The following is a 23,981-nucleotide window of genomic DNA, read 5'->3' on the forward strand; positions in this document are numbered from 1 at the left end:
CGAGCTTTTAAGGCGGCGTCAGCCGCCGCAGTGACAGAGGTACGCGAATGGCCGACGGCAAAGGCAAGGACGAAGGTGGCAAACTGCTCTACTGCTCGTTTTGTGGCAAAAATCAAAACGAAGTACGTAAGCTGATTGCTGGCCCGTCCGTGTATATCTGCGATGAGTGTGTCGACTTGTGTAATGACATCATTCGCGAAGAAGTTCTCGAAGCCGATGCCGAGAGCGATGAGGAGCGTCTACCTACGCCCCGCGAAATACGTCATACGCTGGACGACTACGTCATCGGACAAGACCGCGCCAAAATGGTGCTGTCCGTAGCGGTGTATAACCACTACAAACGTCTGAAGTCAGAAGTGCGTGAAGGCGATGTGGAGCTAGGTAAATCCAACATCCTCCTGATTGGTCCGACGGGAAGCGGTAAGACGCTGCTGGCCGAGACCATGGCGCGGCTACTGAATGTACCTTTTACCATTGCTGATGCAACGACGCTGACCGAAGCAGGGTATGTGGGTGAAGATGTCGAAAACATCATCCAGAAACTGCTGCAAAAGTGCGACTACGATGTCGAGAAGGCCGAGCGCGGTATTGTTTATATCGATGAAATTGATAAGATTTCGCGTAAATCAGATAACCCCTCGATTACCCGTGATGTCTCGGGCGAAGGGGTGCAGCAGGCGCTGTTGAAACTGATCGAGGGCACTACGGCGTCCGTACCTCCTCAAGGCGGTCGCAAGCATCCCCAGCAGGAGTTCGTGCAGGTAAACACGGCCAATATCCTGTTTATCGTGGGCGGTGCGTTTGCCGGACTGGACAAGGTGATTCGTGATCGCGCTGAAAAAGGTGGCATTGGTTTCAATGCCAGCGTGAAAAGCAAAGAGTCTTCTCGCGGTGTAGGGGAGCTTCTTGCAGATGTCGAGCCTGAAGATCTCGTCAAGTTCGGTTTGATACCCGAGTTCGTCGGCCGTTTACCAGTGATCGCCACATTGACAGAACTCACCGAAGAGGCCTTGGTGCAAATCTTGACCGAGCCGAAGAATTCGTTGATCAAACAGTATGGCAAACTCTTCGAAATGGAAGACGTCACTCTGGAATTCAGAGACGATGCCCTGAGAGCCGTGGCGGCAAAAGCCATGGAGAGAAAAACCGGCGCACGTGGACTTCGCTCCATTTTAGAGTCGGTTCTGCTCGATACGATGTATGAAATTCCATCCTTGGAAGGGGTGAGCAAAGTCGTCATCGATGGTTCCGTCATCGCTGGCGAAAGTGAACCGCTGTTGATTTACTCGCAGCAGCAAGAGACTCGTGTCGATGGTACCGACGGTTAATCATAAGGTGCCCGCCACGGCCTAGCTCTCCACCGCTTGTGCCAAACCAAGGGGTCGCCTAGGCGGCCCCTTGCTGTTAATACGCGACTTGAAATGGCTGACCAGCACGCAGTGAGCGTGTCCTGCCATGCCCTTTCCACTGTGTGGTACTTGACTAAGTACCCATCAAGTACTCATCCGAATTTGAGGAACGTCTGCGATGCAGCAGAACGCCGAACAGACACAATGTCTACCCCTGTTGCCGTTGCGGGATGTCGTCGTCTACCCGCAAATGGTTATTCCGCTTTTTGTTGGTCGTGAGAAATCCATACAGGCGCTGGAAGCCGCGATGGAAGCCGACAAGCGTGTACTGCTGGTGGCTCAACGCGAGGCCTCACAAGACGACCCTGATAACGCGGACCTCTATGCGATGGGGACCGTTGCTGACATCATGCAACTGCTCAAGCTGCCCGATGGTACCGTCAAGGTATTGATCGAAGGCAGTTTCCGGGCGGATGTCATCGATATCGAGGAAAGCGAAGCGGGCTACACTCAGGCGTATTTGACGCCACGGGAAAGCGAACCACTCACTAACCGTGAGCAAGAGGCGCTCGTACGGGTACTGCTCAATCAGTTCGAGCAGTACGTGAAGCTTTCCAAGAAAGTGCCTAACGAGGTGCTGAATTCGCTGTCCGGCATCGAGGACCCGAGTCGGCTGGTCGACACCATTTGTGCGCATTTGTCACTGAAAATTGGCGACAAGCAAGAGTTGCTCGAAATGGATCGCGTCCGGGATCGTATCGAGCACTTGATGGCGTTGATCGAGTCAGAAATCGATCTGCTTCAGGTCGAGAAGCGCATTCGCTCGCGTGTCAAAGAGCAGATGGAGAAGACTCAGCGAGAGTACTATCTCAACGAGCAGATGAAAGCCATCCAAAAAGAGATGGGTGAGCTGGATAACGTGCCCAATGAGGCAGAGAAGTACGAGCAAGCGATCAAAGCGTCCGGTATGCCCAAAGAGGCATCAGAAAAGGCAACGCAAGAGCTCAACAAGCTCAAAATGATGGCTTCCAACTCTGCCGAAGCAACCGTGGTGCGATCATATCTGGACTGGCTTATTGCCGTGCCTTGGAAAAAGCGCACCCGGGTAAAACACGATCTGGTCAAAGCGCAAGAAGTGCTGGATGCGGATCACTACGGGTTGGAAGAGGTCAAGGCACGCATTCTTGAATATCTTGCCGTACAAAAACGCGTGCGCAAGTTGAAAGGCCCAGTGCTTTGTTTGGTTGGTCCGCCCGGGGTGGGTAAAACGTCGCTTGGTCAATCCATTGCTCGCGCGACTAACCGTAAGTACGTACGTCTTGCCTTGGGTGGCGTCCGTGATGAGTCGGAGATTCGCGGTCATCGTCGCACCTACATTGGATCGCTGCCTGGTAAGCTGATGCAACGTATGAGTCGAGCCGGTGTTAAAAACCCGCTTTTCCTCCTGGATGAGGTGGACAAGCTGGGCATGGATCATCGGGGCGATCCTGCATCGGCACTGCTAGAAGTGCTGGACCCAGAGCAGAACGGTAGCTTTAGCGACCATTACCTCGAGCTGGATTATGACCTTTCCGAGACGCTGTTCATTTGTACGGCGAACTCGATGAACATTCCCGGACCGCTGTTGGATCGTATGGAGATCATTCGTCTTCCGGGCTACACCGAAGATGAAAAACTTGCTATCGCCAAGCGCTATTTGTTGCCTAAGCAGCTTGAAGCGAACGGTCTGGAAACCCATGAGCTGGCACTGGGCGACGATGCTCTGCTGGAGCTCGTGCGCTACTACACACGCGAAGCTGGGGTGCGTGAACTCGAGCGCCAGATCGCGAAAGTGTGTCGTAAGGTACTGCGTGAACGTCTAGAAGCAGAGCGTAAATCAACAGATAAAGCGGGCAGCAAGCTGCAGGCGCAGCAAATACTGACGGCCGAGCAGATCGAAACCTATGCCGGTGTGCGCCGCTACAGCTATGGCTTGGCGGAGCAGGAGGATCAGGTCGGTCGTGTAACGGGCTTGGCCTGGACCTCGGTGGGTGGCGAGCTGCTCAATATCGAATCGGTCGTTACCCCAGGTAAAGGTCGCATCCATAAAACCGGCTCTTTAGGGGATGTCATGAAGGAGTCGGTGAGTGCTGCCCAGACGGTGGTCAAGGCGCGAGCCGAGCGTTACGGGATCGACCATCAGCGTTTCGAGAACGAAGACCTGCATATCCACGTGCCCGAGGGTGCCACGCCTAAAGATGGCCCTAGCGCGGGTATTGCCATGGTGACAGCCATTGTCTCCGCGTATACGCAGCGCCCGGTGCGTTGTGAGGTCGCTATGACGGGTGAGGTCAATCTGCGCGGCGAAGTACTGCCGATTGGGGGGCTAAAGGAGAAATTGCTGGCGGCTCGGCGGGGTGGTATAAAGACCGTCCTAATTCCTGAGGAAAATCGTCGAGATCTCAAGGAAGTACCGGAAAATATCAAAGATGCACTTGATATTCGTCCCGTACGGTGGATAGATGACGTGCTGGCGGTCGCGTTGACGGGTAACGTTGCCGAAGGTGCCACGTTGACAGGCGCAGACACGTCGTTCAGTACGAATGCTACTGCAAGTACCCATTAAGCGTTAAAGCAACGTCTGCTTTAATTTTACTTAATAAATTTGCCCAATGCCTTGAGCGGCGGGCATTTCACGGCCAGGTCGCTTGACAGGTGTTTCAAGGCATTGCTATAAAACGCAGCTATGCTTTGAGGTTGATGCACTCGGTGACCGTACCGTTCAGAGCCATTTTTTGAAACAGTTAAGGGGTGAAGTGTGAATAAGTCCGAGCTGATTGAAGCTATTGCCGCGTCTGCAGATATTCCGAAAGCAGCGGCAACCCGCGCATTGGATGCCATGGTGGAGTCTGTCACCGATAGCCTCAAAAAAGGCGAGAGTGTTTCTCTGGTCGGTTTTGGTACATTTGCGATCAAAGAGCGTGCTGCGCGTACTGGCCGTAACCCGCAGACGGGTCAGCCCATCGAAATCAGCGCCGCCAAAGTACCTAGCTTTAAAGCCGGTAAAGCGCTGAAAGACGCCGTCAACTAATTGGGTCGCGTTGGCTGTAAATTAATGGGCGCATCGCATCCGCGATGCGCCCATGTTATTTTCTGGCCCGCTATTTCGGGCAATAGATGGCTTTGATGATCTGAGGCTAGCATGCTGCAAAGTATACGAGATGGCTCCAGAAGCTGGGGTGCCAAGATAATTATCGGTCTCATGGTGGCAGCCATGGCACTGTTTGGCGTGGAGTCGCTGTTTAGCGTGTTCGGCAGCGATCCCAACGAGGTCGCCAGCGTCAATGGTGAGCCCATTATGCGTCAAGAAGTCGAGCTGAACGTTCAACGTGCGTTGCGCTCTGGACAGGTGCCGCCAGAGCAAGAGCGCGCCTTGCGCAACGATATGCTCGATCAGCTGATTACCCAATCCTTACTGACCCAGTACGCGGAAGAGGGCGGTTTTTACGTCTCCGATGCTCAATTGGATCAAATGATCGTTAGCTTGCCCGAGTTCCATGATCAAGATGGACGATTCTCAGCAGACATTTTCCGTAACCGTCTCGCCGGTGCAGGTTACACGCCTCTCTCGTTTCGTGAAGAGCTACGAGTAGACATCAAGCGACAGCATTTACAGCAAGGGCTTGCCTTTAGCGATTTCACCCTGGCTAGTGAAGAAGAGCGTTTGGCTGACTTACAGCGGCAGCAGCGAGATTTTCGTTACGTCATGCTGAGCGCCGAAGACGCCAATATCGACGTCAACGTTACCGACGAGCAGATGCAGGCTTACTACGATGCCAATCAGTCGCGTTTCGAGCGTCCTGAGCAGGTGCGCGTAGAGTATGTGTTGATCGATCGCCAAGCTATGGCGGAGGACGTCGATGTCGACGAACAGGCGCTTCGCGACGCGTGGCGAGCGCAGAGCCAAAGCGCTGATCGTCGCGTATCGCACATTATGATCACTTTCGGTGACGAGCGTAGCCGTGAAGAAGCTCAGGCGCGGGCTAGCGAAGCGCTTGCGTCCCTCAACGAAGGCGAAAGCTTTGCTGATACGGCCGCGCGCTATTCCGATGACACGGCTAGTGCCGAAGATGGCGGTGATCTAGGTGTCATCAGTCGCGGCTTTTTTGGTGATGCTTTTGACGAGGCGGCGTTTTCCCTGGGTGTGGGCGAAACCTCTCAGCTGGTAGAAATGGATGGTGCTTTCCACATTCTCCGCGTGACCGAGCTGGCAGGCCCCACCTTCGAAGAGCAGCGTGATGCACTGGCTCAAGACGTGGCACTTCGGGAAGTGAATGACGCGTTCAACGAACGGGTTCAGCGCTTGATCGATGAGAGTTTTGCCGCGGATGACCTTCAAAGCGTCGCCGATGATCTCGGCCTGACACTCGAGCGAACGCAGTGGATTGCCCGTGATGAAGGGGAAGGCGTACTTTCCGAGCCTGGCGTGCTAGATGAAGCCTTCAGTGCAGACGTGCTGGAAGAGGGCTATAACAGCGAAGTCATCGAACTCGATAACGACCGTCGTTTGGTGCTACGGGTGGCCGAGCATCGTGACGCGACGGTTCTGCCTTTGGAAGACGTGCGCGATGAGGTCGAACAGGCCGTCGCAGCTCAGCAGCGTCAAGAGGCCCTTCAGGCTCAGGCGGGAGAGTTGATTGCTTCCTTGCGGAACGGTGAAAATGTCGAGCTGGAGTGGCTGGAAGCCAATGACGTGTCGCGTCAGTCGGATAGCGCACTGCCTCAATCGCTTGTGGGCGAAGTGTTCCGTATGCCGCGTCCCAGCGAGGGCGAAAGCGTTTATCGTGCGGTGACTATGCCGCAAGGTGTGGCTGTCGTTGCGCTAGATCGCGTTTTTGTAGGCGAAGTGGACGAGCAGATGACCGCGTTCGTTGCGCAAATGGCCGAGCAGCTTCGTGCCCAGTCGGTTATCCAGGGGTTGATCGACGATCTACGTAACGATGCGGAGATCGAGCGCTAAGTCCTTGAAATACCCCATTGGAATAAATGCAAGTGCCCGCGTGGGCGCTTGCAATGAGCCGAGAAAAAGCCGATCGAGTGATCGGCTTTTTTTGTCGCTCGTATCGCAAGTCAAGGCAGAGCGTCGAGCGAAAACTGACGCAGAACGGGTTCGGCATGACGCTCATTAGCAGGCTCTACCACCACATCCCAGCCGTGTTGGTTGTCCCAGTCGCCCAGTACGAAGCGCTTGGCAGGAACGTCTTCGACCGTGAGGTCGTGCACCTTGGGCCGATGGGTGTGCCCATGAATCATGGTCGTTACACCGTAACGTTCCATGAGTGCCACAACCTCATCTTGGGTGACGTCCATGATGTCGTCGGCTTTGCCCGCATTGGCATCACCCGACTGCATGCGCAGGCTTTTGGCAAGCTCCAACCGCTGCTCCAGGGGCAGCGAAAGAATTTGCTGCTGCCACTGTTCGCTGCGCGACTGAGCGCGAAAAGCCATATACGCCTCGTCTTTGGTGCAGAGGCTATCGCCGTGGAGAATGACGGCGGGAACGCCTTGCAGCTCTACTTGTTCGCTTTCCGGTAGCAGGGTGGCGCCACAGGCGTGAATAAAACGTTCACCCAGTAAAAAGTCTCGGTTGCCATGGATGAAATAGACGGCAGTGCCAGCTTCACTGAGTGCGTGCAGTCGTCGAATGACGTCATGGGCCACGGTGCTCAGTGGGTGAGGGGTGTCCAGCAGGTCGTCACCCATCCAGGCATCGAAAAGATCTCCCAGGATGTAGAGCGCCTGTGCCCCACTGGCCGTCTGTTCTAAGTAGCGATAAAACCCCTGATTGATCTCAGGTGTCTCGTGACTTAGATGCATATCAGCGATTAGCAGCGTACGCATAAAGCTCCCAACGATTATTCCGCTTCCTTCACGTAGGCGCGTTCGATGATGACATCTTCCGCAGGCACATCGGCGTGCATGCCGCGACGTGTGGTGCTGACGCCTTTGATCGCGTTCACCACATCCATGCCTTCAACGACTTCTCCGAACACCGCATAGCCCCAGCCTTGCAAGCTTTTGCCACTATGGTTAAGGAAGCTGTTGTTACCGACATTGATGAAAAATTGTGCCGTAGCAGAGTGGGGGTCTTGGGTGCGCGCCATGGCCAGCGTGCCGATGGTGTTTTGCAAGCCGTTATCGGCTTCGTTCTCGATAGGGTCACGGGTCGGTTTTTGGTTGAAGTCCTGGTCGAAACCGCCACCTTGAATCATGAAGCCATCAATGACCCGGTGAAACAGCGTGCCGTCGTAAAAACCGTCGCGCACGTACTGCTCGAAATTGGCTGCCGTAACCGGGGCTTTTTCATGATTGAGCGCGATGGTGATGTCACCGTGGTTCGTCTGTAATACGATCATGGATAAATTCCTGTTCAATAAAAGCGTTCGCCTTGGCGCTGTGCATCGGCGTCACGTTATAATAGCGGTTTTGCTCGGCACCGCGAAGCGCTAACCCTGATTGCCTTTGCATCGTTTGCCCAGCACGCCATCCACCATGAGGTTATCAACACCACCATGACCAACGAGACCACCCCAGCGCCGAACTTCATTCGCAACCAAGTACGCGACGAGATAGCGGGCGGCCAGGTCACCAAAATCGTGACGCGCTTTCCCCCGGAGCCCAACGGCTTTTTGCATATCGGCCACGCCAAGTCGATCTGTTTGAATTTCGGGTTGGCAGAGCAGTTGGGTGGTGAGTGTCATCTGCGCTTTGACGACACCAACCCTGCCAAAGAAGAGCAGGCGTACATCGATGCCATCAAAGAGGACGTCAGCTGGCTGGGCTTCGAGTGGGCCGGACCGGTGCGCTTTGCCTCTGATTATTTCGATCAGCTCTACGCCTGGGCGCAGCATCTGATTCGTGAAGACAAAGCCTATGTGGATGACCTCTCCCCGGATGAGATTCGCGAGTATCGAGGCACGCTGACCGAGCCCGGCAAGCCTAGCCCCTACCGTGAGCGCAGCGCCGAAGAGAGCTTGGACCTTCTAGAACGGATGCGTAACGGTGAGTTTGGTGAAGGCGAAAAAGTGCTGCGCGCCAAAATCGATATGGCGTCGCCCAACATCAATTTGCGCGATCCGATCTTGTACCGCATTCGTCATGCGCATCATCACCAAACAGGTGACAAGTGGAAAATCTACCCCTCGTACGATTTTACCCACGGTCAGTCGGATGCCATCGAGGGTATTACTCACTCCATCTGTACGCTGGAGTTCGAAGACCACCGCCCGCTATACGAGTGGTTCTTGAACAATCTGCCGGTGCCCGCCAAGCCGCGCCAGATTGAATTTGCCAGACTGAACCTCGACTACACGCTGACCTCCAAACGTAAGCTGAAGCTGTTGGTGGATGAGCAGATCGTCGATGGTTGGGATGACCCGCGAATGCCGACCATTTCCGGTATGCGTCGCCGCGGCTATACGCCCGCTTCGATTCGTAAATTCTGTGAAATGATCGGCGTGACCCGTTCCGACGGTGGTTTGGTGGATATCGCCATGCTGACCCACGCCATTCGTTCGGACCTGGAAGATAACGCACCCCGCGCCATGTGCGTGCTCAAGCCGCTGAAAGTAGTGCTGACGAACGTGCCGGAAGATCACGAGGAAGTGTACGAGGTGCCGGGCCACCCAGCGCGTGACGATATGCCGATGCGCAAGGTGCCGTTTGGTCGTGAACTCTACATCGACCAAGACGACTTCATGGAAGACGCACCGAAAAAATTCTTCCGCTTAGCGCCCGGTAAAGAAGTCCGTCTGCGTAATAGCTATGTGATCCGTTGTGATGAGGTTATCAAAGATGACGCAGGCGAGATCGTCGAGCTGCGCTGCTCCGTCGATTTCGACACCCTGGGTAAAAACCCCGAAGGCCGCAAGGTGAAAGGGGTGATTCACTGGGTCAGCGCGGCCCACGGCGTGCCGATGGAAGTGCGCCTCTACGATAACCTGTTCATGGTCGAGCAGCCCGATCGTGACAAGGACGTCGACTTCCTCGAGCATTTGAACCCCGAGTCGCTGGTGGTATGCAACGCCATTGGCGAGCCAAGCCTGGCCAGCGCCGCGCCGGAAGATCGCTTCCAATTCGAGCGAGTCGGTTATTTCTGTGCTGATCGCCATGTCTCCACTAACGACCACCTGGTGTTCAACCGTACCGTTGGGTTGAAAGATAGCTGGGCGAAAATCAAACAGAAGGGCTAAGGAAACGTCATATGCATATTTACAATACGCTGACTCGCCGCAAAGACCCTTTTCGCCCGCTGGTGGCCGGCAAGGTCAGCATGTACGTTTGCGGTATGACGGTGTATGACTACTGTCACCTTGGCCACGCCCGGGTGATGGTGGCCTTTGACGTGATTACCCGCTACCTGCGCCATCGCGGTTATGACGTGACCTATGTCCGCAACATCACCGATATCGACGATAAAATCCTCAAGCGGGCCGAGGAGAACGGCGAGCCCATCGACGCGCTCACCGAGCGCATGATTGCCGCGATGCATGAGGACGAAGCTCGCCTCAACGTGCTGCCACCCAGTCAGGAGCCCCGGGCAACGGGGCACATCGACGATATCATCGCGATGATCGAAACGCTCATCGACAAAGGCTTTGCCTATGCCGCGGCCAATGGTGATGTCTACTACCGAGTGCGCAAGTTCACCGACTACGGCAAATTGAACAACCGTCAGTTGGATGACATGCGCTCGGGAGCGCGCGTGGATGTGGATGTACATAAAGAGGATCCGCTGGATTTCGTGCTTTGGAAAGCGGCCAAACCCGGTGAAGCCCACTGGCACTCTCCTTGGGGAGAGGGTCGCCCCGGCTGGCACATCGAGTGCTCTGCAATGTCGACCTGCTGCTTGGGTGATACCTTCGATATCCATGGCGGCGGGCCGGATTTGACCTTTCCTCATCATGAGAACGAGATCGCCCAATCGGAAGCAGCGACAGGGAAAACCTACGTCAATACCTGGATGCATGCCGGCGCCGTGCGTGTGAATCAGGAAAAGATGTCCAAGTCCTTGGGCAATTTCTTCACCATCCGTGACGTACTTGCCGAGCATGATCCGGAAGTCGTTCGCTATCTGTTGGTCGCCAGCCACTACCGCAGCGCCATCAACTACTCGTTGGATTCGCTGGTCGAAGCACGCAAGTCGCTGACGCGACTATATACGGCGTTGGAAGGCGTGGACGCTGACGAGCAGGCAGTCGCCAGCGAGGCGGCCGAGCGCTTTACCGCGGCCATGGACGACGACTTCAACACCCCTGTCGCTTTGGCCGCGCTGTTCGACTTGGCCCGCGATCTCAACCGCGCGAAAAGCGACCAGCCAGCGGAAGCGCCGCGCTTGGCAGGCGAATTAAAGCGCTTGGCCGGGGTGCTGGGGTTATTACAGCAAGTGCCGGAAACCTTCCTCAAAGGCGCTCAGCAGCAGGTAGCGCTTAGCGAGGAGGAGATCGAAGCCAAAATCGCCGAACGTCATGATGCAAAAACCAGTAAGGATTTTGCCCGCGCGGACGCCATTCGTGACGAGCTGGCAGCGCTCGGCATCGTTCTCAAGGACTCCCGGGAAGGGACGACCTGGGTCATCGAAGCGCCTTGATCGTGGTGATATGTCGGACGCCGTGAAAACGGCGTCTGACTTCAACGCAGTAGGCTCTTATACTGATCCGGTACGCCACAGACGCACACTGAAAAGGACGACCCCATGCGCTCATTGTTCACACCTTCGCTGGCTGCCTGTCTATCGACGGTAGCCTTCTCTGTAGTCACTCTTTCCACGGCCAGCGCCAACGATCCCGTCGTGGTGTCTTCGAAAATCGATACGGAAGGCTCGGTGTTGGGCGAACTGATCATTCAAACATTGGAACGCAACGGCATTCCTACGGAAGATCGCCTTCAGTTAGGGGGCACTAGCGTGGTACGTAGCGCGCTGCAAGCAGGGGAGATCGATATTTACCCAGAATACACGGGGAACGGCGCCTTCTTCTTCGACATGACCGATAGCCCCGTCTGGAACAGCGCCGACGACGCTTATCAAACCGTCAGCGAACGCGATGCCGAGCAGGGGTTGATTTGGCTACAGCCCGCCAGTGCCAACAACACTTGGGCCATGAGCATTCGCCAAGACGTGGCCGACGCCAATGATTTGACCACGCTGGATGATTTGGCTGCATATCTGGCCGATGGCGGAACGTTCAAATTTGCCGCCAGCGCTGAATTCGTCGAATCCGCCCAGGCGCTACCGGCTTTCCAGGACGCCTATGGTTTCGAGTTGAGCGATGATCAGCTGCTCGTCCTTTCGGGTGGCAACACGGCTGCTACGATGCGTGCGGCCGCGCAGCAAACCAGCGGTGTCAATGGCGCCATGACCTACGGTACCGACGGTGGTCTGAGCGCCCTGGGCCTCGTCGTGCTCGAAGACTCCAAAGGCGTACAGCCGGTGTATCAACCCGCTCCCGTGGTGCGTGAAGAAGTGCTTGACGCTTACCCTGACATGGAAGCGTTGCTGAATGAGGTGTTTGCCACGCTAGACCTCGTGACGCTGCAAGAGCTCAATGCGAATGTCGCGGTGAATGGTGTCTCGCCGGATCAAGTAGCGAGTGACTACCTCGACAGCCTGGATGACTGATGAATGTCGTTGATCGACGCCCTACCATCGCCATCCTTTAAACGACGCCCTTGGCAGCCTAATGTCGTACTGTGCTGTCTCAGCGGGAGCATGTTAGCCGCTGCATGGCTACTGAACGTGGTGAGTGTCGCCCCTAATCGTATCGTTTCCGGTACCGCCTTTGGCATGGTCGATGCCATTGGTTGGCCAGGGGCAGCCCTGGTGTCATTGCTCTCTCTCGCTATGGCGACGTTGGCATTGATGCCTAACGTCCGGCACTATCGAGCGGTGCTGGCCATCGTTACGCTAACCTTACTACTCATGCCGTTTGGTTTGATGGTGGCTGGCCACTGGTTGGTCGACCCTTCCTTACCTCAGGCGCGTCTTGGTATTGGTCCGGCCTACTGGACCGTACTGTTCGTTTTATTGCTCTGCTTGGTAGAGCTTCGTCTGCGTCTTGGGTTATCTCGATGGTGGACGGCGCTACTGTTATTCGGTGTAAGCGTTGTCTGGTGGGGCTGTGCCGCGCTCTGGCTGGATCGCCTTGCCCTGGTACAGGAGTTCCAAGCTCGGCAGGGGCAGTTTTATCAGGCACTGATGCAGCACATGGTGCTGGTGAGCACGGCCGTAGGCGTCAGCGTGGTGCTGGGGTCGCTGCTGGCCATGCTCATGCGTCGCTATGAGCGGCTACAAAAAGTAGCGTTTACGCTGCTGAATTTTTTACAAACCATCCCCAGCTTGGCGCTGTTTGGGCTTCTGCTAGCGCCCCTTGCCTGGCTGGCAGCGAATGTCCCAACGCTGGCGGCGCTAGGGGTGAGTGGCATTGGCAACGCGCCGGCGCTGATCGCGCTCATCGCCTACAGCCTGCTGCCAATGGTGCGCAATACCTACATCGCCCTCGAAGAAGTGAGCGAGGAGACATTGCAGGCCGCCAAAGCCATGGGAATGCGAACGACACAACGTTTTTGGCAAGTGCGGTTTCCGTTGGCACTTCCCGTGCTGTTGGAAGGCGTGCGTATTACCGCCGTTCAAGCCGTGGGACTTACCGCGGTAGCGGCATTGATTGGGGCGGGCGGCTTAGGCACATTTATTTTTCAAGGGCTGGGTCAGGCTGCCATGGATATGGTGCTGTTGGGTGCGTTACCCATTTTGATCTTGGCGCTCATGGTGGATGCAGGGCTTGGTGCGTTAGCGGACGCGCTGCGTCCCGGAGGACGGCAATGATCGAGCTTTCCCATGTTTCAAAGACGTTCGGCGACGCCACCGCGGTGGATGACATTACCCTGCGGGTTGCAAAAGGCAAGCTCTGTGCGTTGGTAGGTACTTCCGGCTGCGGTAAATCCACCACGCTGCGCATGATCAATCGACTCATCGATCACAGCAGTGGCGACATCATCTTGGATGGCCAGGCGATCGAGCAGTACGATCCAGTGAAGCTTCGCCGTCGCATTGGTTACGTGATTCAGAGCACCGGACTATTTCCTCACTGGAGCGTTGCACGCAACATTGGATTGGTGCCTCGGCTATTGAAGTGGTCGGCTACCGATACTACCGCTCGAGTCGAGGAGTTGATGGGGTTGCTAGGGCTGCCTGTGGAGGAGTTCGCCCATAAATATCCTCACCAACTCTCCGGCGGGCAGGCGCAACGGGTAGGTGTGGCTCGCGCGCTTGCCGGCGATCCCGATATCTTGCTCATGGATGAGCCCTTTGGGGCGCTAGACCCCATCACCCGGGAAAAGCTCCAGGAGGAGCTTGCCAAAATACAGTCTCGGCTGCACAAAACCATCGTGTTCGTGACCCACGATATGGATGAAGCACTGAGGTTGGCCGACCACCTTGTCGTCATGCGCGACGGTCGCATCGTTCAACAGGGCACGCCACTAGCGCTTTTACAGCATCCCCACGATCCGTTTGTCGAGTCGTTACTCGGCGGCCTGGAGCGGGGATTGAAGCAAGCAGCGCTCACACGGGTGAAAGACCACATGACATCGCTGGGGCCTACCTTGCCGGCGCAGTCGCGCATTCCCGCTGATTTTTCGCTGCGCCAAGCGCTCTCCATGATGTTGCGTGATCACTGTGATCGCTTGACGGTCGTCGATCAAAACGATGTGCCGATTGGTGAGCTGTCGCTTCGCCGTATCGTCAAAGAAGCACAGTGGGATAGGACGAGTCAGCGTGAATCGTAAGTCCGGTAACAACGATTTGTCGAATGTCGCTAACGTCCAGTGGCTTCTTCCACTGGCATGGGCTGCACTGTTGGCGGCGGGCATCATTGGTATGCCTCTGCTAGAGAGCTTGTTTCGTTGGATAGAGCCTGACGCTAGACAGGTCGTTTATGCTCGCGCGGCATTTTACGAGTTGCTCGGCCGTCATGTCCTGGTCGTTGGCGTGGCGGCGGTGGTGACGATCATCGCGGGCGTGGCGGCGGGGGTGGCCGTCACGCGTGAGAGAGGGCGTGATTTTTTGCCGCTGATCGGGCAACTGGCATCGCTGGGGCAGACGTTTCCACCGGTCGCCGTATTGGCGTTAGCCGTTCCGGTGCTCGGCTTTGGCACGCTGCCCATCATCGTTGCCCTCATGCTCTACGGACTGCTGCCCATCGTGCGTAATACCCTGGCGGGTATCAATGATGTCGACCCAACGATCAAACAGTCGGCCCTGGCCATGGGTATGACGCCCTGGCAAGTGTTGCGACAAGTCGAACTTCCGCTGGCGGCGCCGGTCATTTTGGCGGGCGTGCGCACCTCGGTGACGATCAATATCGCCACGGCTGCGCTGGGCGCGACAGTGGGTGCGAGTAACCTGGGCGACCCGATCATTGCGGGCATCGTCAACGGTAATGTGGCCTACGTACTGCAAGGTGCTCTTTTGATCGCGCTTCTGGCGCTCTGCGTCGATAGCGCTTTCAATGTCTATCAGCAGACGCTGCGTCAGCGTCTCTCTGCATCTTAAGTCGAATCCCTAAACCGCTTCCACTGAGTTACTGTCCCAGTGTTGCGTTGACCCGTGTCAGATAAATCCACTGGCACAAACGGTCATCACCGACAACACTGCCCTCAAAAGGGGTAAAAACAAGGACAATAATGATGACTCAGTACGTACACCAGCCGGCCTTCATGACCGGCGACGAGTTTGCCATCGAGACGTTCGCCCTGCTGAACCCCGATGGCGAGCTTTACGAAGGCGCTCGAGCACCCGAGATCACGCAAGAGCACGCCCGCCGACTGTATCAGGCCATGCTAGCCACCCGCATTCTTGATGAGCGCATGATGGCTGCTCAACGCCAAGGGCGTCTCAGCTTTTACATGCAGTGCACCGGTGAAGAGGCTGCCGTTGTGGGAGCAACTGCCGCACTGGACGATGCGGACATGATCATGGCCCAGTACCGTGAGCAGGGCGCCTTGATGTATCGCGGCTTCTCCATCGACGAGTTCATGAATCAGCTATTTGGCAACGAGCTCGATTACGGCAAAGGCCGACAAATGCCGATTCACTACGGCTCCCGTAAACTGCACTATATGACCATCTCATCGCCGCTGGCGACGCAGATTCCTCAAGCCACCGGGTATGCCTACGGTCAAAAGCTGGCGGGTGAAGGCCACTGCACGCTGACCTTCTTTGGCGAGGGTGCCGCATCCGAGGGAGATTTCCACGCTGCCCTCAACATGGCGTCGGTGCACCAAGTGCCGGTCATCTTCTTCTGCCGTAACAATGGTTACGCCATCTCGACGCCAGCCACCGAGCAGTTTGCTGCCGACGGTATTGCTCCCCGTGCGTTTGGCTACCACATGCACGTGATTCGTGTGGATGGCAACGATGCATTGGCGGTCTTCGAAGCGACGCGTCAGGCAAGACGCATTGCGGTAGAAAAAAATCAGCCGGTACTCATCGAGGCCATGTCCTATCGCTTGGCGGCCCACTCCTCTTCGGATGACCCCTCGGGCTATCGTGCGAAAAGCGAAGAGGAGGCGTGGCGCGTCAAAGATCCCTTGCTGCGCATGCAGCGCTGGATGGCGAAGAAAGGGTGGTGGAGCGATGAAGAAGAGGCCAGCCAACAAGAGACCTTGCGACGTGAGGTGCTGGACACCATGAAGCGGGCCGAAAAGCGCCCGCCGCCGCCGCTCGAATCGCTGATCAGCGATGTCTATGCGGATGTTACGCCCGCGTTGCAGCGTCAACTGGATCAGCTCAAGCGGCATATTCGTCGTTATCCCGATGCTTACCCGCGTGGCGCTCAGTCGCTCGATCCTTCCCTCTCGTCAGCCGCCGATCATCAGGGGGATGCGTAAGATGACGACCATGAACATGCTTCAGGCGATCAACAATGCGCTCGATATCGCCATGGAAGAAGACGAAAAAGTGATCTGCTTCGGCGAAGACGTTGGGGTGTTCGGCGGGGTGTTTCGGGCCACCAGCCATTTACAGGAGAAGTACGGCAAATCGCGCTGTTTCAATACCCCGCTGGTAGAGCAAGGCATCATCGGTTTCGCCAACGGGCTGGCTGCGCAAGGATCGGTACCTGTCGCGGAGATTCAGTTTGCCGACTACATTTTTCCGGCCTTCGATCAAATCGTCAACGAAACCGCCAAGTTCCGCTACCGCTCCGGGGATCTCTTCAATGTAGGTGGCCTCACCATCCGAACGCCTTACGGTGGCGGTATTTCGGGGGGGCTTTATCACTCCCAATCACCCGAGGCCTACTTCACTCATACGCCCGGTCTGAAAGTCGTCGTGCCACGTAATCCCTATCAAGCCAAGGGACTGCTGCTCGCGGCCATCCGTGATCCTGACCCGGTGCTTTTTTTAGAGCCCAAGCGGCTCTACCGAGCGGCCGTGGGCGATGTGCCGGACGACGATTATCAGTTGCCCATCGGCGAAGCGGAGATCGTCAAAGAGGGCAGTGATCTTACCTTGGTCGGCTGGGGCGCACAGATGGAGGTAATCGGCAAAGCCGCCGAGCTAGCTGAAGAGCAGGGTATCTCTTGCGAGGTCATCGACCTGCGCTCGCTGTTGCCTTGGGATGTCGATACCGTGGCGGAATCCGTCTTCAAAACGGGCCGCATGATCGTCAGTCACGAAGCTCCTTTGACCGGTGGTTTTGCCGGAGAAGTCGCTGCGACGATACAGGAGCGCTGTTTTCTTTACTTGGAATCGCCGATTACTCGGGTCACCGGGTTGGATACCCCTTTCCCGCTGGTGCTGGAAAAAGAGTATCTGCCCGACCACCTGAAAATTTTTGAAGCGATCCGCGAAAGCGTGAACTTCTAGCGCTAGGGAGAACAGTCATGAGTGATTTTTTATTGCCGGACATCGGCGAAGGGATCGTCGAGTGTGAAGTGGTGGAGTGGCGCGTTGCCGAAGGCGACACCATCGAAGAGGACCAGCCCATCGTCGAGGTGATGACCGACAAGGCCCTGGTCGAAATTACGGCGCCCGAAGCAGGCACCGTCACCAAGCTTTATGTGCCCCAGGGGCAAATCGCCAAGGTCCACGCGCCCCTCTACGCGTACCAAACGGCAGGTTCATCTTCCAGCGAGCCTACGGCAGACGCCTCCACCGATCAGTCGACCGCTAACCCTCGAGAGTCCACGCCGCAACGTGACGACATCGAGCCGTCGACGCGCGCTCCCGCCGAGCCGAGTGCTTTAGCCCATAAAGTCCCCGCTAGCCCCGCCGTTAGGCGTTTAGTCAGGGAGCACGATCTGGTACTGGCGGACATCACCGGCAGTGGTAAAGAGGGGCGCGTGTTGAAAGAAGACGTGCTGGCCCACCTCAATGCGCCGTCGGTCGCTGATAACGAGGCATGCGTATCCCCACCGACATCATCGGGTTCGGCGCCCGCCAGGGTGGAGCCTCTGCGCGGCGTGCGCGCGGTGATGGCCAAGCGCATGGTCGAATCCGCCAGTTCCATTCCCCATTTTCATTACGGCGAAGAGATCGACGTCACCGAGCTGCTGGCGCTGCGCGAGCGTCTCAAGCCCCAGGTGGAGGCGCAGGGAGAGCGACTCACGCTGATGCCGTTCTTCATGAAGGCGATGGCGCTGGCTGTTGCAGAAACGCCGATCATCAATGCCCAGTTAAACGACGCTGCCGACGAGCTGAGCTACTACGACCACTGCAATATCGGTATGGCCGTGGATAGCAAGGCCGGCTTATTGGTGCCCAACGTGAAAGGCGTCGAGCGCTTGACCCTGTTCGAGATCGCCAAGGAGGTCGGCAGGCTGACCCAGGCTGCGCGAGACGGGCGAGTCGATCAGGCCGACCTGAAAGGCGGCACCATCAGCATTTCCAACATTGGTGCTTTGGGGGGTACCTACGCCGCGCCGATCATCAACGCCCCGGAAGCCGCCATCGTGGCGATTGGCAAAACCCAATGGCTGCCGCGTTTCGATGAGCATGGCGCCGTGCAGCGCCGGGCGATTTTGACGGTGACGTGGGCGGGAGATCACCGCTTTATCGATGGCGGCACTATTGCTCGCTTCTGCAACGCCTGGAAAGGATTCCTAGAAGCGCCGGAAAGCATGCTCCTTCACTTGGCATGACCGTGTAGGCATGTTGCGATGAGTCAGGCGCCGCTGCAGCAGTTTTACATACCCGAAGAGCAGTCGGTTTACCTACTGAGCCATCATGATGCGCGTAAGCTCAAGGACTGGGTAGCGCTGTGTCAGTCACAGTTGGCCCAGTTGGGATACGCCGATATCGAGTTGGTGGGAAAAGGCGCTTACGGTTTCGTCTTTGCAGGGTGCGCTTGGCATCAAGGGGCTAGGGCCGACTATGTGTTCAAGTTTTCACGCATTACGCTGCCCACCCATCTGCAAGAGCGCCTCGAGGAGGAGGCGTTCATGCTCGATCAAGTGTCACACCCGCGGATTCCAAAGCTCATTACCTATCAACGTGCCCGTGGTCAGTCGATTTTGGTCATGGAACGCGCGCCTGGCTGGAACCTAGAGCAAGTCTCACTCAAGCAGGGCAAGCTCTCGCCCCGCTTGATCATGCGTATCGCCGCGCAACTGGCGGATATTCTCAAGGCACTGCGTCGTGAGGCCGGGCCGCACGCCCGGCCAGTGGTGCATGGTGATATCAAACCCTCCAATCTGGTTTTCGATTCGGTCAGTGAATCCATCGCGCTGATCGACTGGGGCTCATCGGTGTTTGCACAATTGGATGCCTCGCTGCAGTTCGTGGGTGCCAATGTAATGGAACTAATGTCGGACAATCTCCAGCAAACCAATGCCCGACTGGGGGACGTGTATTTCATTGGCGAAGAGCAGCTCAATGGCGCGCTCTCATCGCCGCGCTTCGACGAGCAGGGGGTGGCGGGGACGCTCTATGCGCTCGCGTCGGCGCAATCATGTCGTTTTGGCCATCGCGCCATTCCGGCAAGCTCGCTCGGACTTCCCATGGAGTTCGCTCGCACGCTGGATGGCATGCTCGATCCCAACCCTCAGGTGCGCTATCAGTCGGGTAATTACTTCATCCGAGAAATGCCGCGCATGGCTAAATTGGTCATGCTCGATCTGCCTGGTGTGCTGCAAACACCGCTGGTGCCGGTGTGGGGAAAAGGTCGTCACCACGTGGCTACCGCCGAGATAGACACCGTGGTTTATAGCTCTCGTAAAGCCTTCTTGCGAGAGGCCCATTCCGAGGAGACGCTCAACGATGTGAACGATGTCCAGCTTGACCGCTACTACAAGCAGTTCATGCAGGGCATGGGCGAGACCGAAAAAGCCTTTTTGGCCTCGGTGAGCCGATTGGGCAAATATCCGGTGGTGGGTGGTTTGGCCGTACGCTGGGAGCGCGAGGGCGTGTATATCGATTCGTCGCTCAATTTGCATGACCCAGCGCTCAAGCCCGCCTTCATCGAGGCGGTGAACAACATGGTTCACTTGGCACGCGCCATTCATCGCCAGGGGGTATTCAAAAGCTGTTTGTTCAATGCCCGCCAAACCCTGCACTTAGAGCGCGCAACCCCCGAGGAAGCGTTTCATTGTGATCCCGATACGGCGATTGCTTACGAGGTGAGCGCCGTACCCGAAATGGAGGATCGCACCCGTCAGCATAGCTATTTCGAGGATGGCCCGGACCCTGAGGAGCTGTTGGTGTTGCCGGATACCATCATGCGAACGCTCAAGCGGCTCAACGAGATCCATCACACAGGCATGATCATTTTCGAAGCGCTACCCAAGCATCTCAAGATCCACAGCTACTATCGGCTACTCGATCCCCGGCGGGAGCAGGAGTTTCGGGATTTGCTCAGTCGTATGCTCGCTGCCGTCAGTCAAATAGAGGGACTGGGCGTGTCGGGGTTCATGAAGATGCCGTACAAGGACACTCGTTTTTTTACCCATTTAGAGCGACAGCCGGAATACTTCTACCCCAAAGATCCAAAAGAGTATCTTAAGCGGTACTCGCACTCCTCACCGCCATACTAGAAACGGCCTTTTCATCTAGGTGCATTGGCCGCGAGCCAGCGTGCCAACTGCTCGGTCAAGCGGTCGGTGGCGCTGCCAAAGGCGTTGACCACGTCAGGTATTTCCGCGCTCTTGGCACGTTCGCGAATCGCGAAACTGGTAGAGGCCGTTGGTTGTTGATCTGCGCCGACTAATTGAACGTCTAACTGTAAATTGACGCTGGGCGGGCTCACGTCGTATTCGCTTTGGAAGTGACGCAGCTCGCTCAGTAGCAGCAGGTCATAAGGAAGCCGATCGCTGCTCACATCGGCGAATAGAGCGTGCTGTTGCAAGCCAGCAATGAGCTTGGCCTGCAGCAGTTGGGGGGCATCTTCATGCCATCGCGCGCCTTCATACACATTTACCACGTTGCCTTCGGGAAACACTACGATACGGTTGCTGCTTAGCAAGTGGCCCGCTTCTGGCGTTGCGATGCCAAGTCGACCCGGTAGGCGAGTGGCATCAGGGGTAGCCTGCGTTGCCATTGCAGGCAGTCGATACAGCGTCGATGGCGCCTTTTCGGGTAATACTGAGCAGGCCGAAAGAAGGGACAGCGCGCTCATCATGACGACGATGCGAAAAATAGGCATGTTCACGGGCGAAACTCCTCTACGTGGTCGCGGCCAAGGAAAAAGTCCGTTGGACTCTCTTCGAGCTCTCGCGTAATGCGATCAAGGGTGGCGAGTGTCGAGCGGAGCGCCGCGAGCGCTGGGGCGATGTCGCGAGTGCTTTGTAAGGTGCCTTCCACGGCCCCTGCGTTATCGTTTACCAATTGCTCTATCCGCTGAGCAGCACTAGCAACGTCGCGGCTGGCGTTCTCGGCACTGCGCATGACTTGTTGGCCCTCTTGGTTCAGCAGTCGATTCGCCTCCTGGCTAAGTGTCTCGATGCTCTCGAGCGTGGTGGTGGCTTGGCGTGACACATCGCCAAAAAGCGCCATGTTTTCATCCAAAGCAGCCTGCTGAGAGGCAATCATTTCCGTGATTTGGGCAATGTTGGTCAATATGTTGCCCGCCTGCTGTCGATTGTCGTCATTGAAGAGTTCGTTCACGCTCTGAAGGATCGCGTTGAGGTTCTCGATCATCTCCTCGCCCTCATCGAACAGCGTGGCAATGGGCGACGGGTCGGCTGGGATGAAGGGGGCCGTGTCGTTACTTTGCGATGATAAGCGTGGGCTAGCCGGCGTTCCGCCATATAGCTGCACCGACATGCTACCGGTAATGCTGGCAAACGCTAATTTTGCCCGTGTATCGACTTTGATGGGCGTGTCTTGATACACGCGAATCCGAGTAATCACTTGGCGGGGGTCGTCAGGGTTCAAGGACAGCTCGGTGACATCGCCGACTTCGATGCCGTTGTACTGTACCTTGCTGCCCTCCGAGAGGCCGCTGACGTTGCGTTCGAACAGAATACGGTAAGGTAGGTAATCCCGTTGGCCAGCGTCATAGCTCATCCATATCGCAAACAGCAGGGCGGCCGCAGCCGTTAACACGGTAAACAATCCAATCAATACATGGTGTGCGCGAGTTTCCATGTGCGTCACTCCTTAGACGATGGTGTGTCAGCAGCACGCTGTGCAGCGCGTCCACGCGGACCGTTAAAGTAATCTTGTACCCACTCGTCGTCCGTTTCGGCGACTCGCTCCAGCGTATCGGCGACCAAAACGCGCTTTTGTGACAGCACGGCAACGCGATCACAGGCTGCGTAGAGGGTATCCAGGTCGTGAGTGACCAAAAAAACGCTGAAGCCAAGTGCATCGCGAAGGGTCACGATCAACTGGTCAAACGCAGCGGCACCAATGGGGTCGAGCCCGGCTGTCGGTTCATCGAGGAATAAAATGTCCGGGTCCAAGGCGAGCGCTCTGGCAAGGGCTGCACGTTTTATCATGCCCCCTGAGAGTGATGCTGGAAACTGCCGTGCCGCTTGCGGTGCCAAGCCCACTAAAGAAAGTTTGATGCGCGCCAGATATTCAGCCTCTTCCCGAGGCAGCCCAGCGTGCTCAATGAGCGGTAGCGCGACGTTCTCTTGCAGATTGAGCGAACTAAACAAGGCCCCGCGCTGGAAAAGCACCCCAAAGCGCCGTTCGATTTGGCTGCGCTGGGAGCCGCTTAGCGCATTCAACCGCTGGCCCAGCACCTCGACGGTGCCATCATTAGGATGCTTGAGCCCTACGATACTGCGTAGCAGGACCGATTTACCCGTGCCAGAACCGCCAACGACGCCGAGAATTTCTCGACGATAGAGGGTCAAATCTACTCCTTCGTGAACGACATTATCGCCAAATCGATTTACCAGCCCTTGCACACAAATGACGGCTTCCTTGCTTTGACATTTTTGCGATGTCGGAGAAGATCTGTCGTTCACCAGCCCATCTCCATGAAAAATAACGCCGCTAATGCATCGATGAGAATCACCATGAAGATGGCTTGCACCACACTGGACGTCGTGTGGGCACCCACCGATTGGGCGCTTCCGCTGACGTTGAATCCTTCCAGACAGCCAATGACCGCAATTACGAAGGCAAAGACCGGTGCTTTGCTCAATCCCACTAGGAAATGCGTTACCGACACATCTTTTTGCAGCGTTGCCATAAACTGGCTAGTAGAAATATCCAGCGACAGCGACGCCACTACCGCACCGCCCAAGAGGCCGCTTAGCATGCCGACAAACGCCAGGAGCGGCAGGCTAATCAACAGCGCCATCACCCGAGGAAGCACGAGCAGCTCGATAGGATCTAGCCCAAGTGTCTTCAGGGCATCGATCTCTTCATTGGATTTCATCGCACCGAGCTGGGCAGTAAAGGCGCTGGCGGTGCGACCTGCCAAAAGAATGGCGGCTAGCAGCACGCCGAACTCACGCAGAAAGGAGAACGCCACCAGGTCAATGGTATACACCGTGGCGCCGAAATCTTCCAACACGGTCGCCCCAAGAAAGGCCACCACGGCCCCCACCATGAAGGTAAGTAGCGCAACGATAGGCACTGCATTCAAACCACTTTGCTGAACATGAGCAACGGTGGCGGTCATACGCCAATGGCGGGGGCGAAACAGCAGCGAAGCAAACGTCGCCAAGACCAAGCCGATGAACGCCAATAGCTGCCGCTGTTGCACTGTCATGGCCACCATTTGGCGGCCCACCGATGCCAACGCATCGGTGATTCGATGGGAATGAGTGCGCGTGCTCTCGACAGGAGCCTCCATGGCTTCGGCAATCCGAATCAGTAACATCTGATGCGCGTGGGGTAGGTCGTTGGCAGCCTGTTTGGTTTTGTCGATCCCTAAGAGCTCGACGATCAGCGCCGCACCGGCAGTATCGAGTGCTTCGAAGCCAGGCAGTGATAGCGATGCCGAACCTAGTTCTTCGCGCCGCTTTAGGACGTGCTTTAGCTCGGTATAGTGGCGTAGCGTCCACTCGCCACCCAGTGTAACGACCTCACCCTGTTGAGTGATCCACTCGTTTGGCATCCCTGCTCCTCAGTGCGTTCACATGACAGTGAAGACCATGATGCAATCAAACGAGCGTTAGTGAAAGGAAAGACGACGTTTC

Annotated in this window: 20 protein-coding genes; 14 read left to right on the forward strand and 6 right to left on the reverse strand. The window is 56.5% G+C overall.

Going from position 1 to position 23,981, the window contains the following annotated elements:
- Nucleotides 1–47 precede the first annotated feature (47 nt).
- From clpX to GYM47_RS08220, 4 genes are all read left to right on the forward strand, one after another.
- Complete coding sequence (clpX, locus tag GYM47_RS08205; RefSeq protein WP_139528521.1) at nucleotides 48–1,328, forward strand: ATP-dependent Clp protease ATP-binding subunit ClpX; 1,281 nt, start codon at nucleotides 48–50, stop codon at nucleotides 1,326–1,328.
- A 199-nt stretch (nucleotides 1,329–1,527) separates the two neighbouring features.
- Complete coding sequence (lon, locus tag GYM47_RS08210) at nucleotides 1,528–3,954, forward strand: endopeptidase La (protein WP_153844018.1); 2,427 nt, start codon at nucleotides 1,528–1,530, stop codon at nucleotides 3,952–3,954.
- A 192-nt stretch (nucleotides 3,955–4,146) separates the two neighbouring features.
- On the forward strand, nucleotides 4,147–4,419 hold the full coding sequence (locus GYM47_RS08215) for an HU family DNA-binding protein (protein ID WP_009724302.1): 273 nt from the start codon (nucleotides 4,147–4,149) through the stop codon (nucleotides 4,417–4,419).
- Nucleotides 4,420–4,530: 111 nt separating this feature from the next.
- Nucleotides 4,531–6,348 carry a SurA N-terminal domain-containing protein gene (locus GYM47_RS08220; protein ID WP_153844019.1) on the forward strand — a complete coding sequence of 606 codons (1,818 nt, stop codon included), beginning with the start codon at nucleotides 4,531–4,533 and terminating at the stop codon, nucleotides 6,346–6,348.
- A gap of 110 nt (nucleotides 6,349–6,458) precedes the next feature.
- Here GYM47_RS08220 and GYM47_RS08225 read toward each other — a convergent pair whose 3' ends face one another.
- Together GYM47_RS08225 and GYM47_RS08230 are read right to left on the reverse strand one after the other, a co-directional pair.
- A complete protein-coding gene (locus GYM47_RS08225) occupies nucleotides 6,459–7,229 on the reverse strand; it encodes a UDP-2,3-diacylglucosamine diphosphatase (RefSeq protein WP_139528518.1) in 771 nt (256 codons plus the stop codon).
- A 14-nt stretch (nucleotides 7,230–7,243) separates the two neighbouring features.
- Nucleotides 7,244–7,744: a peptidylprolyl isomerase gene (locus GYM47_RS08230; RefSeq protein WP_139528517.1), complete on the reverse strand. Its 501-nt coding sequence runs from the start codon at nucleotides 7,742–7,744 to the stop codon at nucleotides 7,244–7,246.
- A gap of 156 nt (nucleotides 7,745–7,900) precedes the next feature.
- On the opposite strand from GYM47_RS08230, the gene GYM47_RS08235 reads away from it, so the two are divergent.
- From GYM47_RS08235 to GYM47_RS08280, 10 genes are all read left to right on the forward strand, one after another.
- A complete protein-coding gene (locus GYM47_RS08235; protein WP_139528516.1) occupies nucleotides 7,901–9,580 on the forward strand; it encodes a glutamine--tRNA ligase/YqeY domain fusion protein in 1,680 nt (559 codons plus the stop codon).
- Nucleotides 9,581–9,591: 11 nt separating this feature from the next.
- Nucleotides 9,592–10,977: a cysteine--tRNA ligase gene (gene cysS, locus GYM47_RS08240; protein ID WP_153844020.1), complete on the forward strand. Its 1,386-nt coding sequence runs from the start codon at nucleotides 9,592–9,594 to the stop codon at nucleotides 10,975–10,977.
- Nucleotides 10,978–11,082: 105 nt separating this feature from the next.
- The gene (osmF, locus tag GYM47_RS08245) at nucleotides 11,083–12,006 is read left to right on the forward strand and encodes a glycine betaine ABC transporter substrate-binding protein OsmF (protein ID WP_153844021.1); all 924 of its coding nucleotides are present in this window, start codon (nucleotides 11,083–11,085) and stop codon (nucleotides 12,004–12,006) included.
- Nucleotides 12,007–12,009: 3 nt separating this feature from the next.
- Nucleotides 12,010–13,209 (forward strand): ABC transporter permease, encoded by a 1,200-nt coding sequence (locus GYM47_RS08250; RefSeq protein ID WP_139528513.1) that lies wholly within the window; start codon nucleotides 12,010–12,012, stop codon nucleotides 13,207–13,209.
- Complete coding sequence (locus GYM47_RS08255; RefSeq protein ID WP_139528512.1) at nucleotides 13,206–14,171, forward strand: ABC transporter ATP-binding protein; 966 nt, start codon at nucleotides 13,206–13,208, stop codon at nucleotides 14,169–14,171. Before GYM47_RS08250 ends, GYM47_RS08255 begins: the two co-directional genes overlap by 4 nt.
- Nucleotides 14,161–14,937 carry an ABC transporter permease gene (locus tag GYM47_RS08260; protein WP_269202186.1) on the forward strand — a complete coding sequence of 259 codons (777 nt, stop codon included), beginning with the start codon at nucleotides 14,161–14,163 and terminating at the stop codon, nucleotides 14,935–14,937. Before GYM47_RS08255 ends, GYM47_RS08260 begins: the two co-directional genes overlap by 11 nt.
- Before the next feature lie 134 nt (nucleotides 14,938–15,071).
- Entirely contained in the window at nucleotides 15,072–16,274 is a 1,203-nt protein-coding gene (locus GYM47_RS08265; protein WP_139528510.1) for a thiamine pyrophosphate-dependent dehydrogenase E1 component subunit alpha, read from the forward strand.
- A 1-nt stretch (nucleotide 16,275) separates the two neighbouring features.
- Nucleotides 16,276–17,253 (forward strand): alpha-ketoacid dehydrogenase subunit beta, encoded by a 978-nt coding sequence (locus tag GYM47_RS08270; protein ID WP_139528509.1) that lies wholly within the window; start codon nucleotides 16,276–16,278, stop codon nucleotides 17,251–17,253.
- A gap of 17 nt (nucleotides 17,254–17,270) precedes the next feature.
- The gene (locus tag GYM47_RS08275; RefSeq protein WP_139528508.1) at nucleotides 17,271–18,527 is read left to right on the forward strand and encodes a 2-oxo acid dehydrogenase subunit E2; all 1,257 of its coding nucleotides are present in this window, start codon (nucleotides 17,271–17,273) and stop codon (nucleotides 18,525–18,527) included.
- An 18-nt stretch (nucleotides 18,528–18,545) separates the two neighbouring features.
- The gene (locus GYM47_RS08280) at nucleotides 18,546–20,417 is read left to right on the forward strand and encodes a protein kinase domain-containing protein (RefSeq protein ID WP_153844023.1); all 1,872 of its coding nucleotides are present in this window, start codon (nucleotides 18,546–18,548) and stop codon (nucleotides 20,415–20,417) included.
- Nucleotides 20,418–20,428: 11 nt separating this feature from the next.
- On the opposite strand, the gene GYM47_RS08285 is transcribed toward GYM47_RS08280, so the two are convergent.
- The 4 genes from GYM47_RS08285 to GYM47_RS08300 are packed head-to-tail and all read right to left on the reverse strand — an operon-like array spanning nucleotide 20,429 to nucleotide 23,899.
- Nucleotides 20,429–21,025 (reverse strand): ABC-type transport auxiliary lipoprotein family protein, encoded by a 597-nt coding sequence (locus GYM47_RS08285; protein ID WP_153844032.1) that lies wholly within the window; start codon nucleotides 21,023–21,025, stop codon nucleotides 20,429–20,431.
- 2 nt (nucleotides 21,026–21,027) lie between these two features.
- Nucleotides 21,028–21,969 carry an MlaD family protein gene (locus GYM47_RS08290; protein ID WP_153844024.1) on the reverse strand — a complete coding sequence of 314 codons (942 nt, stop codon included), beginning with the start codon at nucleotides 21,967–21,969 and terminating at the stop codon, nucleotides 21,028–21,030.
- Between the two features lie 5 nt (nucleotides 21,970–21,974).
- Nucleotides 21,975–22,799: an ABC transporter ATP-binding protein gene (locus GYM47_RS08295; RefSeq protein ID WP_153844025.1), complete on the reverse strand. Its 825-nt coding sequence runs from the start codon at nucleotides 22,797–22,799 to the stop codon at nucleotides 21,975–21,977.
- A complete protein-coding gene (locus GYM47_RS08300; RefSeq protein ID WP_153844026.1) occupies nucleotides 22,796–23,899 on the reverse strand; it encodes an MlaE family ABC transporter permease in 1,104 nt (367 codons plus the stop codon). The genes GYM47_RS08295 and GYM47_RS08300 overlap by 4 nt, the downstream gene beginning before the upstream one ends.
- Nucleotides 23,900–23,981 lie beyond the last annotated feature (82 nt).

This window comes from Vreelandella piezotolerans (genome assembly GCF_012427705.1).
GTDB classification, from domain to species: Bacteria; Pseudomonadota; Gammaproteobacteria; order Pseudomonadales; family Halomonadaceae; genus Vreelandella; species Vreelandella piezotolerans.